Below are 15,611 nucleotides of genomic sequence, written 5' to 3'. Positions count from 1 at the left end.
GTGAAGAAGTCGATGTACCGCCTCGGGGGCGCCGGCCTGGCCGGCGCCCTCGCGGCGCTGGCGGTGGGTTGCGGCGGCGGGGGCTCGGCACCCGCCGCCCCGGCCAGGACGGCGCCGCCCGGCGGGGGCTTCAAGCCGGGTGCCGTGACCTTCGGCGTCCTCGCGCCGCTGTCGGATCCGCGTGGCGGACAGGTCCGCGACGGCGCCGAGCTGGCGGCCGCGGACCTCGACGTGCGCGGCGGTGTGCTCGGCCAGCACGTGAAGGTGGTGTCCGCCGACGACGGCTGCAAGACGGTCGCCGCCCTGGCGGGGGCGAAGCAGCTGCGCGCGCTCGGCGTCGCCGGCGTGGTCGGCGGGGTGTGCGCGAACGCGGCGACGGCGGCAGCCCGCGAGCTCGACGGGCTGCCGTTCCTGGTGACGTCGGCGAACGAGCCGGACATCGTCTCGGCGAAGCAGACGCCGACCGCGTACCTGCTGAGCGGCACGCCGTACCAGTCGGCGCTGGCCGCGGTGCACTGGCTGGCGTACTCGCGGGCGCAGACGCTCGCCGTCCTCACCGACGCCGACGCCGAGTCCCGGCAGCTCGGCAAGGACGTGCTGGGCCTGTCCGCGCCGGTGCCCAAGCCCGTCTCCGAGCAGGTGGTCGAGGACGTCGACGTCTCCGTGAAGGCGACGCTGGCCGCGAAGCCCGACACGGTCTACTGGGCCGGCGCTCCCGCCCGCGGCGGCGAGGTGCTCGCGGCGCTGCGGAAGGCGGGCTACGACGGCGACTTCGTGGCCGACGCCCGCGCGGAGAGCCCCGCCTTCCTGGCGGGTGCGGGCGACGCCGCCGACGGCGCCTACGTGATCGCACCCGCGAGCCCGCAGAACCTGCCCGAGGCGGCGGACTTCGCCGCGCGCTTCGTCAAGCGGTTCAAGCACGCGCCGACGCTGGACGCGCTGCAGGCCTACGACGGCGTGCGCGCGCTCGCGCAGGCCGTGACGCAGAGCGGCAAGGTCGAGCCCGGGCGCAACAGCGCGGAGCTCGCCCAGCTCGACGCGGCGTTCGAGACGTTCCTCGGCGGCGGGCTCGAGTTCGCCTCCGACCACACGATCAAGTACGACAACAACATCGTGCTGCGCGTGGACGGCGGGAAGCTCGTGGTCGAGAACCGGCTGCGGTCGGACGGATGAGGCGGCTCGTCGCGCTGTGCGCCGTGGTCCTCGCGGGCTGCGGGGCGTCCGGGCCGTCGAGCTACACCGCCGACGACGTCAAGGCCGCGTACTACACCGCCAAGGATGGCCACGCGGCCGGGCTCGAGGACTACTGGGTCGACGACGAGTACCACTCGCACGCGAACTACGTCCCGCGCGAGGCGCTCGAGGTCTGCCCGCTGATGCAGCGCGCGAACGCCCCGGTGCGCGTGGAGAACATCATCCGGCCGAAGGCCGCCGAGCCCGTCAGCGAGTTCGTGGTCGCGCCGGCCGACGCCGCTGACATCCGGACCCCGGCGATCACCCAGGGCGCGCTGCTGTTCGGCACGAGCGCGATCGCCGACGAGGGCATGCAGGCCGTCGGCGCGGCCATGAGCAAGTGCCCGCCGAGCTACGAGGTGCGCGGCGGCCCGTCACCGATCCTCGGCACCTACGCCGTCAGCGCCCGTCCGCTCGACACCGAGGACGGCTGGACCGGCGTGATCCAGCAGATCGCCCACACCAACCCGGCCGACGACGTCTACTACGAGGACGCCGCCCACGTCGTGGTCCAGCGCGCGAACGTGATCCTCTACCTCGACGTCACGCACCGCAAGATCATCGGCGAGCGCTCCGACGCGCCCGCGAAGGCCGAGGCCGTGCTGCGGACGGTGCTCAAGCGGCTCGCATGACGCGCGCCTTCCTCGCGGTCCTCCTCGTGCTGCTCGTGTGCGCCCCCAGCGCGGGCGCGCACGCGACGATCATCCGCACCACGCCCGCCGACCGGGCCGTGGTCGGCTCGGCGCCGCGCACGGTCCAGATCCGCTGGAGCGAGGCGGTCGACCTCGGGCCGGACTCGGTGCGGCTGCTCGACGCGACCGGCGGCGTGATCGACACGCCCAAGCCCACGCGCGCGGACGGCGACGCGGCGACAGCGGTGCTGCGGCTGCCCGCCGGCTTGAAGGACGGCACGTACGTGGTGAGCTGGCGCGTGACGTCCGCGGACTCGCACCCGGTGTCCGGCGCGTTCTCGTTCTCGGTCGGCGCGCCGAGCGCGGTCGTCGTGTCGACCGAGCCGGGTACGGCGAGCCCGGCGGTCAAGGTCGCCGACGGCATCGCGCGCGGCCTCGCGTTCGCCGGCTTCGCGCTCGCGCTCGGCGGCGCGGCCGTCCTGCTGCTGCTCGGCGGCGACCGTCGGGGCCTGCGCTGGGTGTGGGTCGGCGCGACCGTCCTCGCCGCCGCGACGCTCGTCCTGCTGCTCCTGCAAGGCCCCTACGCGACGGGCGGCTCGCTGCTCGACCCGTCGCTGCTGTGGTTCTCGCTCAAGACCCGCTTCGGCGAGGCGCTGATCGCACGCCTGGTGCTGACGGCCGCGTTCGTGGCGCTGGTCACGGCTGCGCTGCGTGGGGCCGACGCCGCTCCGCGGCCTCCCGTGCTCGCCGCCGCGGTCTGCGCGGTCGGTCTCACGCTCACGTGGACGCTCGCCGATCACTCGCGGACCGGTGTGCAGGTGTGGCTCGGCGTGCCCGCGGCGAGCCTGCACCTGCTGGCGATGGGGCTGTGGCTCGGTGGGCTCGCGGCGCTGCTGGCCACCGCCGCCCCGCGCACCGTCGTCGCGCGCTTCTCAGGGCTCGCGCTCACGTGCTTCGTCGTCCTCGGCGTGACCGGCGTCTACCTCGCGTGGCGGCAGTCGGGCACGCCGGCCGCGCTGCCGGCGACCGGGTTCGGGCGGCTGCTGCTCGTCAAGACCGGGATCGTCCTCGTCATCGTGGGCCTGGCGGTGCTGTCGCGGCGCGCCGTCGCCCGCGGCGGCAGCGTGCGCCGGACGGTGCTGGCGGAGGCGGTGCTGGGCGTGGTGGTGCTCGGCGTCACCGCCGCGCTCGTCAACGCGGCGCCCGCGCGGGTCGCCTACGTGGACCCGGTCGACGTGATCGTCCCCGGCGTGGACGGCGGGCAGGTCCAGGTGCACGTCACGCCCGCCAAGCAGGGCGAGAACGTGGCCGACGTCTACCTGGTGGCGGCGGGCGGGCGGCTGATCATCCCGCCCGAGGTGACCGCGAGGCTCGTCGCGCCGGCGGGGCAGGACCTCGCGCCGTTGCCGGTCGAGCTCGGGTCGGCCGAGCCCGGGCACTACGTCGCGACCAGCCTGGCCGTGCCGACGACGGGTGAGTGGACGCTCCGCCTCACCGTCCGCACGTCCGAGATCGACGAGCGCACCATCGACGTGCCGGTGCGGATCCGATGAGGCTCGCCGCCGCGCTCATCCTCCTGCTCGTGCTCGCCGCGCCCGCGTCCGCGCACGTGGACGTCTCACCCAAGGTGGCCCGACCCGGCGACACGGTCACGCTCACGTTCACGGTGCCGAACGAGCGCCCGGACGCCGCCACGACCGCCCTCGAGCTGTTCCTGCCGCCGGGCGTCCCGGCGCGGCTCGCGCCACCCAAGGGCTGGACCAGCACCGACCGCGGCGGCGGCGACGTCGTCTTCGCCCCGGAGCGGCCCGACGGCGCGATCGGGCCGGGCCGCGCCCAGGCGTTCAAGGTCACGCTCGGCCCGCTCCCCACGGCCGACCGGATCGTCTTCAAGGCCCTGCAGACCTACGCCGACGGCGAGGTCGTCCGCTGGATCCAGGCCACGGGCCCCGACGACGAGCGCCCGGCCGCGATCCTCGACCTGTCCGGCAACGGCGCGCCCAAGGTCGACGGCCAGACGCGCTGGCCGCTGTACGTCGGCGCGCTGGTGGCGTTGGTCGTGCTGGCCGGGATCGCGGGTACAGTGATCCGCGCTCGCCGTTCGGTCAAGGAAGATTGAAAGTGTCCAGGGTTCAACGGATTGTCCTCGCGGGCGTGCTCGCGGTCATCGCACTGCCGTCCGCGGCTCACGCGGCGAAGCCGCGCTTCACGCCGGTCGCCTCGTTCGGCGACGCGGTGCGCGAGCTGCGCGTCGCGGACGTCAACCAGGACGGCATCGGCGACCTCGTCGTCGGCTCGGTCTGCCGTGCCACCGTGCTGCTCGGCGGCGGCGACGGCACCTACTCGGAGTTCCAGCGCCTGAGCAACCCGGGGATCTGCGAGGACGCCGCGCGCGGGCGGCTGGCCGTCGGCGACGTCGACGGCGACAAGCGCCCTGACGTCATCCTCGGCCGCAACGACAACAACCACGTCTGGGTCTTCACCCGCACGTCCTCCGGTGCGTTCGTGGACACGCCGCGGGCCATCTCGATGGTCGCCGGCGGCGCCTCCGCGAACACCACGCCCGGCCGCATCGCCACCGGCGACCTCAACGGCGACGGGCGGGACGACCTGATCGTCCTGATCACCTCGTTCGACGACGCCGGCCTGCACGTCCTGCTCGCCAACCCCACCGGGTTCGACCCGCTGGTGCGCTACGGCCTGAGCGGCACGTCGTACCAGTCGCTGGCCGTGGGTCGCGTCGACGCGAACGGCACGCCCGACGTGATCGTCGGTGGCCGGGACTGCGCGACCTGCGCCGACGGCGTGAAGGTGTTCACCGGCAACGGCGACGGCACGCTCACCCCGGGCCCGGCCAGCCCGAGCCGCGGCCCCGTCCTGAACGTGCTCACGGCGCAGCTGCGCACGCCGGGCCGCGACGACGCGATCGTCGTCACCGGTCGTACGCCGCAGAGCCTGCTCGCCGGAGACGGCGGCGCGTTCAGCGCCGGTGCGATCACGACCGGCCTCGAGTTCCCGCCGCCGGGCGGCTGGGCGACCGGGACCGCCGGTGACGTCGACGGTGACGGGCGCACCGACGCAGTGGTCGTCGGCGGCTCGAGTGGCCCGTCCGTCGACGTGCTGTTCGGCAACGGGGCCGGCGGGTTCGCCGCCGAGCGCCCGTACGACCTGGGTGACCAGTCCCCGTCCGGCCCGCTGTCGGACGTGGGGGTCACGGACGCCGACCGCGACGGTGACCTGGACATCCTCGCGGTCGCACCCGACAAGCGCTCGGTCTACCTGCTGCGCAACGAGCCCGCCGTCCTCACCTTCGACAACCCGACCGGGTTCAAGAGCACGGTCGTCGGCGCCACCAGCGAGTCGCGTGAGCTCGGGTACCCGAACTACGGGCTGCGTCCGCTGGCGATGCCGAAGCCGGTCGTCGACGGGCCGTTCGCGATCACCGCCGACACCTGCTCCGGGCAGACGCTCGCGCTCACCGCCCACTGCCAGCTCACCGTCGTCTTCAGGCCCACGGCCGCGGGCGCGGCGTCCGGCAGCGTCACGCTGCCCGGCCTCTCGCGGACGCCGCTGTTCGGCACGGGCGTCGCCGACAAGACGAAGCCGAAGGCCACCGCGACGGTGCGCAAGCAGAAGCTCAAGACCGTGCTCAGCCGCGGCCTGAAGGTCACCGCCACGTGTGACGAGGCGTGCACGATCAAGGCCTCGCTCCGGCTCAAGAGCAAGGAGGTCGGCAAGCGCACGGTCAGGCTCACGACGGCGAGCAAGGCGCTCACGCTCAAGCTCTCGAAGGCGGCGAAGAAGACGCTCAAGCAGGCCAAGAGCGCGAAGTTCACGCTGCGCCTGACCGCGACCGACGCGGCCGGCAACACGCGCACGACGACGAAGACGATCACCCTCCGGCGCTGAGCGGGTAGGACCCGGCTCATCCGGGTCTAACGGGAGGACGAGATGAACGGCAAGCGCGTGGCCCTTACGGCCACCGCCGTCGCCGCGCTGGCGGCGGTTCCGGTGTCGCAGACGCAGGCTGAGCAACGGGCTCGGCCGAAGACGGCGAAGTACGTGATCGTGCTGCAGGGCGACGGGATGGGAACGGCGCAGCGCGACCTCATCCGGTTGGTGACGGTCGGCAACCGGCCGGGCAAGGAGCTGCACATGAACCGGCTCGAGCACGCCGGGCTCGTGCACACCGACCCGGCCGACCCGAAGCAGGCGGTGACCGACTCCGCGGCGGCCGCGACCGCGTTCGCGACGGGCGTGAAGACGTTCAACGGCGCGATCGGCGTGGACGCGCAGGGCAAGCCGGTGCGCACGCTGCTCGAGGACGCGCGGCGGATGGGCAAGGCCACCGGGCTCGTGACCACGTCGCAGGTCACGGACGCGACGCCGGCCGCGTACGCCGCGCACGTGTCCGACCGGGCGCAGCAGAGCGAGATCGCCCGCCAGTTCCTGGAGCAGTCGAAGCCCGACGTGATCCTCGGCGGCGGCGAGGACTACTGGTACCCGGCCGGGACCGAGGGCGGCTGGCCCGACCACCCGGCGACCGACCCGTCCGAGGCCAGCAAGGGCGACAAGGGCAACCTGGTCGAGAAGGCGAAGGGGCTCGGCTACACGTACGTGAGCACCCGCGACGCGCTGCGCAAGGCCCGCGGGCCGAAGCTGCTCGGGCTGTTCGCCAACGAGGAGCTGTTCGAGCACCGCGAAGAGGGCAAGGGCGACCTGTACGACCCCGCCGTCCCGCTTCCCGAGATGGCGAGCAAGGCGCTGAGCGTCCTCTCCCGCGACCGTGACGGGTTCTTCGTGCTGATCGAGGAAGAGGGCATCGACGAGATGGCCCACGAGAACAACGCGGGCCTGATGATCAAGGCCGGCGCGGCGCTCGACGCGACCGTCAAGGTGGCCGTCGACTTCGCGCGGTCGCACCCCGGCACGCTGATCGTCGTCCAGGGCGACCACGAGACCGGCGGCCTCACGATCGAGAACCCCGACACCGCGGACGAGTCCGGCGAGGAGCTGTCCAAGGAGGACGGCCCGTTCACGGTCAAGGGCACGCAGCTGCAGGTGTTCGCCGACTGGACGACGGGCCAGCACACGGGCGCCGACACGCCGATCACCGCGAGCGGCCCCGGCAGCGAGGCCTTCGACGGCGTGATCGACAACACCGACGTCCACGACGCCATCAAACGTGTGATGCGTTAAACGTCAGATCAAGCGGCTGGGGCGCCGGACGACTACCGGGGAGACGTACTGATCCTCACCCCTCTGGAGTCCTCCCCTTGCGCCCCACCCGCCTGGTGCTCGCAGCGTCGACGCTGCTCGCACTCGCGTTGCCGGCCGCCGCGAGCGCCGCGGCCCCGCTGTGCTCGCCCGTCAATTGCGCCACCGCCACCGACTCGACCCGCACGGTCGTCCTGAAGCCGAAGACCAAGGCGAAGAAGACGACGTCGCTGCGCGTCTCGGTCAAGTTCGCGCCGACGGGCAGCACGCCGAAGGTCACGGTCACCGGGCCGGGCGGCTTCAAGCGCAAGCTGTCGACCACCAAGACGTACCGCAACGTCAAGCCGGGCCGCTACGTGGTCACCGCCGAGCCGATCAAGGGCACGGACCTGGCGACGTTCGCGACCTACCGCAGGACCGTCGCGAAGGTGCGCAAGCACGCGGTCGGCTGGGTCGGCGTGCGCTACCGCCAGCAGGTCGGCACGGGCACGCTCGTCGCGCAGCCGTCGGCCGTCACGGCGGTCACCGGCGATCCGAACGGGACGCGCACCGTCACGGTGCAGGACCCGCAGGGCCTGATCAAGGTCGGCTCGGTGCTGACCGCGGGGGTGGGCCCGAAGACGCCGGGCGGCATGCTCGTCGAGGTCAAGTCGGTCACGCGCCAGGGCGACCTCGCGATCGCGCAGGCCGACCCCGCGCCGCTGACCGCGATCGGCCCGCAGGCCGAGATCATCTCCCAGCCGCAGCTGTCGATGACCGCGGAGGACTTCGCGCGCGTCGCGAACGCGGACCCGCAGGCCGACCCCGGCGCCTTCAAGCAGGGCTCGGCGCTCAAGAAGCTGCCGGACGGGCTGCGCTCCTTCAACGCCAAGAAGGACGGCGGCGCCGACAAGCCGTTCAAGTGCTCGAGCCGCGCCGGCGCCAAGCTCACCGGCGACGTCTCCTTCGACGCGGGCACGTCCGTCGGCGTGGCGTGGGGTGGCTGGCTGCACCCGGGCACGATCAAGGCGCACGTCGGCGTGACCCTCAAGCAGGCCGCCAAGCTCAAGGTGGAGGTGTTCGGCGAGGCCAAGTGCGAGCTCGAGCTCGAGCTGCTGCCCGAGGACTACCGCTTCACGCCGTGGTCGTTCACCGTCGGCCCGGTGCCGGTCGTGATCGTCCCGAAGCTCAACTTCCTCATCAACGGCGAGGCGGAGATCGCGGCCAGCACCGCGATCGAGGTCGACCAGTCGCTCAACACGTCGTTCGGCCTGGCCTACGACGGCGACAACTTCGGCCCGTACGGCGAGGCCAAGGCCGAGTTCAAGACCAAGTACTACGAGCCCGCCGGCTCGATGAACCTGAAGGCGTCGGTCGGCCCGCGGCTCGCGTTCGACTTCTACGACGTCGCCGGCCCGTACCTGACCGCCGGCATCTTCATGCAGCTCAAGGCCGACACCGACAAGTCGCCGTGGTGGCGGCTCTCCAGCGGCCTGCAGGCCGGCGGCGGCCTGCGCTTCAAGGTCTGGAAGTTCGGCTTCGACTACAACAAGCCCGACATCTGGTCCAAGGACTGGACGGTCGCGCAGGCCAAGACGCAGGCGCCGATCGCGCTCGACGGCAAGGCCTTCCCGGCCGGTGACAACGGCGTCGCCTACGCCGCGCAGGTCAAGACCACGCGCGGCACCGGCAAGGGCTACTACGTGACCGACGGCGCGCTGCCCGCTGGCCTCGCGCTCAACCGCACCACCGGCGCGATCACCGGCACGCCGACCGCGCACGGCACGAGCAGCTTCCAGATCAGCGTCGTCGACGGCGAGGGCAAGGTCGCCCGCAAGGACTACGCGATCACGATCCGCACGCCCGCGCTCGCGCTCACCACGACCGCGTTGGAGAACGCGCAGTCCGGCAGCCCGCTCCGCGTCGGCCTGACGGCGACGGGCTCGACCACGCCGTACACCTGGACGCTCAAGGGCGACCTGCCGCGCGGCGTGACGTTCGACGGCGGCCAGCTGCTCGGCACCCCGACGCAGACCGGCACGTTCGCCTTCACGGTCACCGTCACCGGCGGCGACGGCAAGACCGCCAGCCGCGCGTACAAGCTGACGGTGCTCGCGCCGCCGCTCGTGATCGGCACCGCAGCGACGCTGCCGGACGGCATGGACGGCGTGCTCTACGAGCAGGCGCTCGTGGCCGAGGGCGGCGAGGGCGCCTACACCTGGACGGTGGCCTCCGGCACGCTGCCGGCCGGTGTGACGCTGGACCCGGCGACGGGCAAGCTGTCGGGCCGCCCGACCGCTCAGGGCGACAACGCGTTCACGGTCAAGGTCGCCGACACCACCGGCCACAGCGCGACCAAGGCCGTCACGCTGAAGGTCTACCCGCCCGGCATGGTCCTCACGGCGCCGACGTTCCCGACGCCGCTCGAGGGCGACCCGTTCAGCGCCACGCTGACCGCGCTCGGCGGCACGGGCCCGTACACGTGGGCCGTCACCGCCGGCGCGCTGCCGGGCGGCCTGAGCCTGAACGCGGCGACGGGCGCGATCACCGGCACGACGACCGCGGGCGGCACGTTCGCCTTCACGGTCACGGTCACCGACTCGACCAACGCGCAGGCCACCAAAGCGCTGCAGATCGACGTCACGGCCGAGCCCTCCGGCACGCCGGTCGACCTGGCGGCGCTCGACTGCTGGTCGGCGAACGGGTGCATGGCGGTCGGCTTCCGCGCCACCTACCTCTACGACGGCACGACCTGGACCAAGTCCGCGGACGTCTCGTACTACAACCCCGAGGGCCTGAGCTGCTTCAGCGCGACCCGGTGCGTGATGACCGGCGGCGGCGACGCCTACACGTGGGACGGCAGCGGCTCGTGGACGAGCATCGGCCGCCCGGCGGTCTCGCACGGCGGCACCACGACCGCCGTCCGCTATGGCTCGTGCTTCACGGCCACGCGCTGCGAGATCTTCGGCGACGAGAAGGTCTCCAACGTCAACCAGGGCTACTCCTGGCGCCTGGACAGCGGCAGCTGGGGCCGCAGCGTCCGCATGCCGAACGCCAGCTACTACGGGTTCGACTGCCTCAGCGCGACGTTCTGCGCCGCGGTGCAGGCGGGCGACGGCCTGACGACGTTCGACGGCACCAGCTGGTCGGCGCTGCAGAACACGGGCCTGTACAACACGCGCGTCAGCTGCAGCTCGACGACGTCGTGCATGATCACCGGCGGCTACAACGACAACGTCGTCAGGTGGAGCGGCTCGTTGGGCGCGCCCACGAGCACGGGCGCGGGCAGCGTCAGCTACGCGGTGGACTGCGTCGTCGGCGGCACGTTCTGCGCCGGCTTCTGGCGCAGCGGCACGTTCGGCACCTGGGACGGCACGACGTGGACGAAGTCCGCCGCGGTCGCCGGCCTGGTCATCAACGACATCGAGTGCACGTCCGCGACGAAGTGCATCGGCGTGGGCAACGGCGCCAAGTGGTACGTCTGGGACGGCACGTCGTGGGCCCGCCAGCGCGGCTTCGCGTACAACTGATCCACCGTCGGCGGGAGGCCACGCGGCCTCCCGCCGGTACCGTTGCGGGGCATGATCGGCGTCGGCATCGTGGGACTGAGCGCGACCGGCGGCTGGGCGGCCGGGGCGCACCTGCCCGCGCTCGCGGCCGTCGACGGCATCGAGCTGCGGGCGCTCGTGGCCAGCTCGGACGCATCGGCCCGCGCGGCGGGCGCGGCCTACGGGGTCGACGCGCACACGTCGGTCGAGGCGCTCGCGCGGCGTGACGACGTCGACCTCGTGGTCGTCACCGTCAAGGTCCCGCGCCACCGCGAGCTGATCCTCCCCGCGCTGACGGCGGGCGTGCCGGTGCTCAGCGAGTGGCCGCTCGCGGTCGACCTCGCGGAGGCGGAGGCGCTGGAGCGCGCCGCCGCCGGCACGCGCACGTTCATCGGCTTGCAAGGGCGGTCCGCGCCGGCGTTCCGCTGGCTGCGGGACCTCGTCGCGGACGGCTACGTGGGCGAGGTGCTGTCCGCGACCGTCGTGTCCGCGTCGGCCGGCTGGGGCGGCCCGGTCTCCGAGCGCGGCCGCTACACGCTCGACCGCGCCTCCGGGGCGACGATGCTGACGATCGCCGCCGGGCACGCGCTCGACTCGGTCGCGATGGTCGTGGGCGAGCTCGAGGACGTGGTCGCGACCACCGCGACGCGGCGCCCCCAGGTCCCGCTCGAGGGCACGTCGGAGCTGGTCCCGATGACGGCCGAGGACCAGGTCGCGGTGTCGGGCACGCTGGCGGGCGGCGCGATCCTCTCCGGCCACTTCCGCGGCGGCACGGTGTCGGGCCCGGGGTTCTCCCTGACCGTCGACGGCACCGAGGGCACGCTCGTGGTGACCGCGCCCTCGCATCCGAACGTCAACCCCGTCACCGTCCGCGGCTCACGCGGGTCCGCCGCCCTGGCCGAGCTCGCGCTCCCCGACGGCTACGACGCCTACCCGCAGCTCGTCGACGACCGGATCCACGCGCTGACCCACGCGTACGCCGCGATCCGCGACGACCTGGCGAGCGGCACGGCCGTCGTCCCCGGGTTCGCCCACGCCGTCGTGCGTCACCGGCTGCTGGACGCGATCCAGCGCTCCGCCGCCACGGGGCAGCGGGTCGCGCTCAGGCGCTGAGCTCGCGCAGCGCCCGCATCGACGGCTGGAACAGGTACTCGCCGCCGCGGAGCGTCACGAAGCGCGGCTGCGGCTTGAGGAAGTGCGGCGGATGGCCTTGGATCGTCATCTTCCCGGCGGTGCCGTGCGGCTCGCCCACCAGGAAGTCCTTGTCGCGGCCCAGCCCGAACGGGTCGCCGTCGTCGATCCACAGCGCCTGGATCGTCTCGAACTGGCGCCAGATGTCGGCCTGGAAGCACACGAACACCAGGCCCCGGTCGACGCCGTCGTCCTCGAGCGCGCCGGGCGCGAGCGGCGCGCCGTAGGCCCGGCCGCGGCGGACGATCCGGTGGCGGTTGGTCAGCCGGCCGTCGAAGAAGCCGTGCGCCTCGCGCGGGTTCGCGCGGCGGATGTGCGCGCCCAGCGGGCACTTGAGGCCGGTCGGGTCGTCGGCGTAGCCGAAGTGGTTGATCCGGGCGGGGTCGGAGGAGACGGACGCGTCGGGGGTGTCGGGGGAGAGCGCGAGCGGCGTGCCGTCGGGCCAGCGGCCGACGATCTTCGCGGCCAGCGCCTGCGCGCCGCCCGGGTAGTCCTGTGCCGCCATGAAGCGCCGGAAGGCCGCCGGGTCCATCGCGAGCTTGCGGTAGACGACGAACGTCCCGTTGCGGTCGAACGGGGCGAGCGGCGCCTTGGGCAGCGTGCCGTCCTCGTCCTCGTAGCCGAGCAGGACCTCCCCGGTGGCGAGCTCGCGCCAGCCGCCGGCCCCGTCCGGCTGGCCGTCGCCGGGCCGGGGCTCGACGCCCGCGCCGCGCACGGCGGGCTGGGCGATCCCGTCGAAGAAGCCGAAGTGGTCGCGGCCGCCCGCCAGCGCCTCCGCGCGCTGCAGGTTGACGAGCGAGACCGCGTTGGAGTCCGCGTCCTCCCCGATGATCTTCGCCACCGCCGCGGTCAGGTGCTCCCGGTCGACGGCGTAGACCGTGACCAGCACGTGCGCCTCGCCCGTGCCGAGCCCGTCCTCCCACGCCTCGGGCGCGCTCGGCCCACGGTCGCCGAGCCGGCCGGCGCGCGTCGCCATGCCGTCCCGGAACGCCTCGGGGAAGGACGCGAGCACCGCGTCCGGCAGCCCGAGCGCCTGCAGCCCGGCGAACGTGAACGCGACGTTCATGGCGGTCGCCGGTGCACCGTCGGCCCACGGCGCGGCGGTCGCGACCTGCGGCAGCATCCGCCGCATCAACGCGCGCGCGGCGCCTGCGTCGACGATCCGCAGGAACAGGTACGCCGCCGCCGGGTGCGTGTACCCGCGCAGGACGTTGCCCTGGATGTCGCCGAGGTCGATGTGCGACGCCTTCGGCGCGCGGCGGGGCACGTTGGGCGGACGGCCGAGCACTAGAAGCGCTCCCGGAAACGCGCTTGCAGCGCCTCGGCGGACAGGCCCTGCGCCTCGACCGCGAAGTCGATCACGCGCTCCCGCAGGGCGAGCGCCTCGCGCACTTCGACCACGGACGCGTCCGGCATCGCCGAGCGGAACAGCCCGGGCCGCGCCTGGATCGAGCGCACCCACGCGTGGAACGCCCCGCGGTCGTGCCGGCCGGGGTAGCCGACGCAGCGGCCCCACCACTCGTCGCACTCGGGGACGAGCGCGGCGAGCCAGTCCAGGTACGGCTCGAGGTCGCCGTCGATCGTGCTCGTGAAGACCAGGTGCGCGTGCCGCAGCGTGTCCGTCTTGCGCTGCTTCGGGCCCTGGTGCACGAGCGCGCGGAACAGCTGCACGCGGGCGATGTGCAGGGTGTCGATCCGCGCGAACGGGCTGTCGGCGCCGGTCGGCAGCGCCTCCAGGTAGGCCTCGAGCTCGTCCTCGCGGCCGGGCAGCACGCGCGCGAACGTCGTCAGCGCGTAGGCGCCGCCGACCCGGTGGCCGCGCTCAGAGATGCGCCTGCGCATCGCTCAGGAACCGCTCCCACGCGGCCTGGAACTCGTCGGGCGGCACGTCGCGGTCGAGCGCGTCGAAGCGCTCCTTCACGGCCAGCGCGTTGTTGACCATCCGCGTCGACTCGTCCGCGTGCGCGCAGTAGTAGGTGCCGCCGTCCATCGAGTTCATGGCGATCCACGCCTTCAGCGGCTCGGCGGGCGGCGGCGCCGGGAAGCCCGGCCCGCGTCCCCAGGTGACGCGGATGTCGAGCGGGATCACGTAGGCGAACGCGTCGATGTAGTGCTGCCAGGGCCCGTCGAAGTTGCTCTCGAAGTACAGGTACCGGTAGTTGAGCCGCTCGCCGTCGAGCCCGGGCACGATCGTCCAGCGCACGAACTTGATGAAGTTGAACTGCAGGATGTGGCGCGCCATGAACGGCAGGTGCCGGGTGAGCGGCAGGCCGATCTTCAGGAACCACACCCACTGTGGCCGGATGGGCGTGAAGAGCGTCAGGCCGGTCATCCGGCCGTGGACGTTCCCCATCTCGCTACCGCTTCCAGATCTCCCGGCCCTCGGCCTGTCGCGCGACGTGGCGGGGGTTCGCGTACTGCTCGTAGTACTCGATCTCCAGGTGCGAGCACTGCAGCCAGATGCCGGGCAGGTGGAACGGATCCGTGTGCGCCGGGAAGCGGCCGTAGGTCTCCACCAGGTAGCGGCAGATCTCCTTCGTGTACTCGATCGCCTCGTGCGGCGGATGGCCGGCGGCCTTCATGTAGGTCTCGGCCGTCGCCTTGTCGCGGTAGGACTGGGCGAACACGTCGGCGTTCGCGTACGTGCCGCCCGGCCCGAACTTCTCCTCGAGCACCTGGTCGACGGCCGCGTCCATGTCGTTCACGTACGGCGGGCAGAGCCCTTCGAGCACGCCGTCGATGCCGACGTAGGCGGGCTGGGAGGCGGGCACCGGCGGCCAGCGCTTCCAGCGGCTGTCGAACGTCTTCGCCTGGTACTCGCGGAAGCCGAGGCCGAGGATGCCCTTGGCGGGGTCGCGCTGCCACACGTGCGGGATCATCGGCGCGCCGTGCACCCACGCGCCCAGGCGCAGCGCCTCGGCCGTGAGCATCAGGTTCTGGAACAAGAAGTGCGCCTCGTAGTCCGTGCGCACGGTCGTGATCGACCCGAGCGGCGCCGGCACGTCCAGGGACGCGAACCCGCCTCGCGCGCGCTTGAGCCCGCCGATGGGCTGGTAGGGGATCGTGTCCACGAGGCCGAGCTTGGACGCCGCCCACGCCGCCCACTCCATGGCGTTCTTCGGCCGGAACGGCTGCCAGTCGTCGATGAACAGCGGCACCTTGCCGTGCGGCTCGCTGAGCAGGATCAGCAGCACGTTGATGTACTGGCGCGTGTTGTCGACCACCGGCAGGAACTGGGTCGTGCCGGGGGCGTTGGTCATCTGGCCGTTCCAGCCGAGGAAGTACGGCCACTGCTTCTCGGGCATCGAGAAGCGTCCGTCGTACACCTTGCGCTTGACCGCGTTGGCGAACGACAGCCAGTCGTCCTCCGTGCGGTCCTCCCACCGCGGCGGGATCTCCTTGAACAGGTCCAGCGCCTGCTGGCCGCGCGGGCGCTCGATCAGGAAGACGCCCTCGTCGTTGGTCATGAAGAACGACGTCGCCTGCGCGTTGTCGGCGCTCGACGCGGCCCGGCCGGCGACCTCGAGGAACATCGTCCCGAGCTCCGGCGAGCCGTCCGTCTTCTTCGTCGGCCCGTCGTGCATGACCGCGCCGGTGACGCTGGTGGAGGCGATCAGGATCGCTTCCTCCAGCGGCGACAGCGGCGACGGCGCGTTGCTGGACTCGTACGGCTGCGCGCCGTGCGGCAGCGACGTGCCCTGCGCCACGCGGCGCGTCCGCCGGTCCTGGATCGCCTGCGCGAAGGGGTAGGCGAAGAAGTCGTCCAGACCGGCATGGCCGGTCCGCGGCTGGTCCTCGGTGGCGCTCATGG

At 72.9% G+C, this 15,611-nt stretch carries 12 protein-coding genes; 8 read left to right on the top strand and 4 right to left on the bottom strand.

What is annotated here, in order from left to right; translation table 11 throughout:
- The 8 genes from C8N24_RS06845 (at window position 1) to C8N24_RS06800 (ending at window position 11,722) form a co-directional block, all read left to right on the top strand.
- A complete protein-coding gene (locus tag C8N24_RS06845) occupies window positions 1-1,173 on the top strand; it encodes an ABC transporter substrate-binding protein (protein ID WP_121249284.1) in 1,173 nt (390 codons plus the stop codon).
- A complete protein-coding gene (locus C8N24_RS06840; RefSeq protein WP_121249282.1) occupies window positions 1,170-1,865 on the top strand; it encodes a hypothetical protein in 696 nt (231 codons plus the stop codon). The genes C8N24_RS06845 and C8N24_RS06840 overlap by 4 nt, the downstream gene beginning before the upstream one ends.
- Window positions 1,862-3,418, top strand: coding sequence for a copper resistance CopC/CopD family protein (locus C8N24_RS06835; RefSeq protein ID WP_121249280.1), 1,557 nt, complete (start codon window positions 1,862-1,864; stop codon window positions 3,416-3,418). The genes C8N24_RS06840 and C8N24_RS06835 overlap by 4 nt, the downstream gene beginning before the upstream one ends.
- On the top strand, window positions 3,415-3,984 hold the full coding sequence (locus C8N24_RS33730) for a DUF1775 domain-containing protein (protein WP_121249278.1): 570 nt from the start codon (window positions 3,415-3,417) through the stop codon (window positions 3,982-3,984). The genes C8N24_RS06835 and C8N24_RS33730 overlap by 4 nt, the downstream gene beginning before the upstream one ends.
- 35 nt (window positions 3,985-4,019) lie before the next feature.
- On the top strand, window positions 4,020-5,774 hold the full coding sequence (locus C8N24_RS33310) for an FG-GAP repeat domain-containing protein (RefSeq protein ID WP_170178896.1): 1,755 nt from the start codon (window positions 4,020-4,022) through the stop codon (window positions 5,772-5,774).
- 42 nt (window positions 5,775-5,816) lie between these two features.
- Window positions 5,817-7,064, top strand: coding sequence for an alkaline phosphatase (locus C8N24_RS06810; RefSeq protein ID WP_121249275.1), 1,248 nt, complete (start codon window positions 5,817-5,819; stop codon window positions 7,062-7,064).
- 77 nt (window positions 7,065-7,141) lie between these two features.
- Window positions 7,142-10,591 carry a putative Ig domain-containing protein gene (locus C8N24_RS06805; RefSeq protein ID WP_121249274.1) on the top strand — a complete coding sequence of 1,150 codons (3,450 nt, stop codon included), beginning with the start codon at window positions 7,142-7,144 and terminating at the stop codon, window positions 10,589-10,591.
- A 51-nt stretch (window positions 10,592-10,642) separates the two neighbouring features.
- The gene (locus C8N24_RS06800) at window positions 10,643-11,722 is read left to right on the top strand and encodes a Gfo/Idh/MocA family protein (RefSeq protein WP_211339863.1); all 1,080 of its coding nucleotides are present in this window, start codon (window positions 10,643-10,645) and stop codon (window positions 11,720-11,722) included.
- On the opposite strand, the gene C8N24_RS06795 is transcribed toward C8N24_RS06800, so the two are convergent.
- Genes C8N24_RS06795 through C8N24_RS06780 form a run of 4 tightly spaced genes read right to left on the bottom strand, consistent with a single transcriptional unit; the run spans window position 11,712 to window position 15,609 of the window.
- Complete coding sequence (locus C8N24_RS06795; protein ID WP_147447668.1) at window positions 11,712-13,067, bottom strand: Dyp-type peroxidase; 1,356 nt, start codon at window positions 13,065-13,067, stop codon at window positions 11,712-11,714. The two genes, C8N24_RS06800 and C8N24_RS06795, sit on opposite strands and share 11 nt — an antisense overlap.
- Window positions 13,068-13,087: 20 nt before the next feature.
- Entirely contained in the window at window positions 13,088-13,642 is a 555-nt protein-coding gene (locus tag C8N24_RS06790; RefSeq protein ID WP_121249271.1) for a hypothetical protein, read from the bottom strand.
- On the bottom strand, window positions 13,623-14,153 hold the full coding sequence (locus C8N24_RS06785; protein WP_121249269.1) for a hypothetical protein: 531 nt from the start codon (window positions 14,151-14,153) through the stop codon (window positions 13,623-13,625). Before C8N24_RS06785 ends, C8N24_RS06790 begins: the two co-directional genes overlap by 20 nt.
- A gap of 4 nt (window positions 14,154-14,157) precedes the next feature.
- Window positions 14,158-15,609: a hypothetical protein gene (locus tag C8N24_RS06780; protein WP_121249267.1), complete on the bottom strand. Its 1,452-nt coding sequence runs from the start codon at window positions 15,607-15,609 to the stop codon at window positions 14,158-14,160.
- Between the last annotated feature and the right edge of the window lie 2 nt (window positions 15,610-15,611).

It is taken from the genome of Solirubrobacter pauli, from assembly GCF_003633755.1.
In the GTDB taxonomy this organism is placed as follows: domain Bacteria; phylum Actinomycetota; class Thermoleophilia; order Solirubrobacterales; family Solirubrobacteraceae; genus Solirubrobacter; species Solirubrobacter pauli.
Note: the sequence above shows the minus strand (reverse complement) of the source record. Positions and strands in the feature narration are given on the sequence as shown.

Bases quoted from the DNA above. Each gene is read 5' to 3' on its own strand.
- C8N24_RS06840 (WP_121249282.1), top strand. From the start codon at position 1,170: ATGAGGCGGCTCGTCGCGCTGTGCGCCGTGGTCCTCGCGGGCTGCGGG.
- C8N24_RS06835 (WP_121249280.1), top strand. From the start codon at position 1,862: ATGACGCGCGCCTTCCTCGCGGTCCTCCTCGTGCTGCTCGTGTGCGCC.
- C8N24_RS33730 (WP_121249278.1), top strand. From the start codon at position 3,415: ATGAGGCTCGCCGCCGCGCTCATCCTCCTGCTCGTGCTCGCCGCGCCC.
- C8N24_RS06810 (WP_121249275.1), top strand. From the start codon at position 5,817: ATGAACGGCAAGCGCGTGGCCCTTACGGCCACCGCCGTCGCCGCGCTG.
- C8N24_RS06800 (WP_211339863.1), top strand. From the start codon at position 10,643: ATGATCGGCGTCGGCATCGTGGGACTGAGCGCGACCGGCGGCTGGGCG.
- C8N24_RS06790 (WP_121249271.1), bottom strand. From the start codon at position 13,642: ATGCGCAGGCGCATCTCTGAGCGCGGCCACCGGGTCGGCGGCGCCTAC.
- C8N24_RS06785 (WP_121249269.1), bottom strand. From the start codon at position 14,153: ATGGGGAACGTCCACGGCCGGATGACCGGCCTGACGCTCTTCACGCCC.
- C8N24_RS06780 (WP_121249267.1), bottom strand. From the start codon at position 15,609: ATGAGCGCCACCGAGGACCAGCCGCGGACCGGCCATGCCGGTCTGGAC.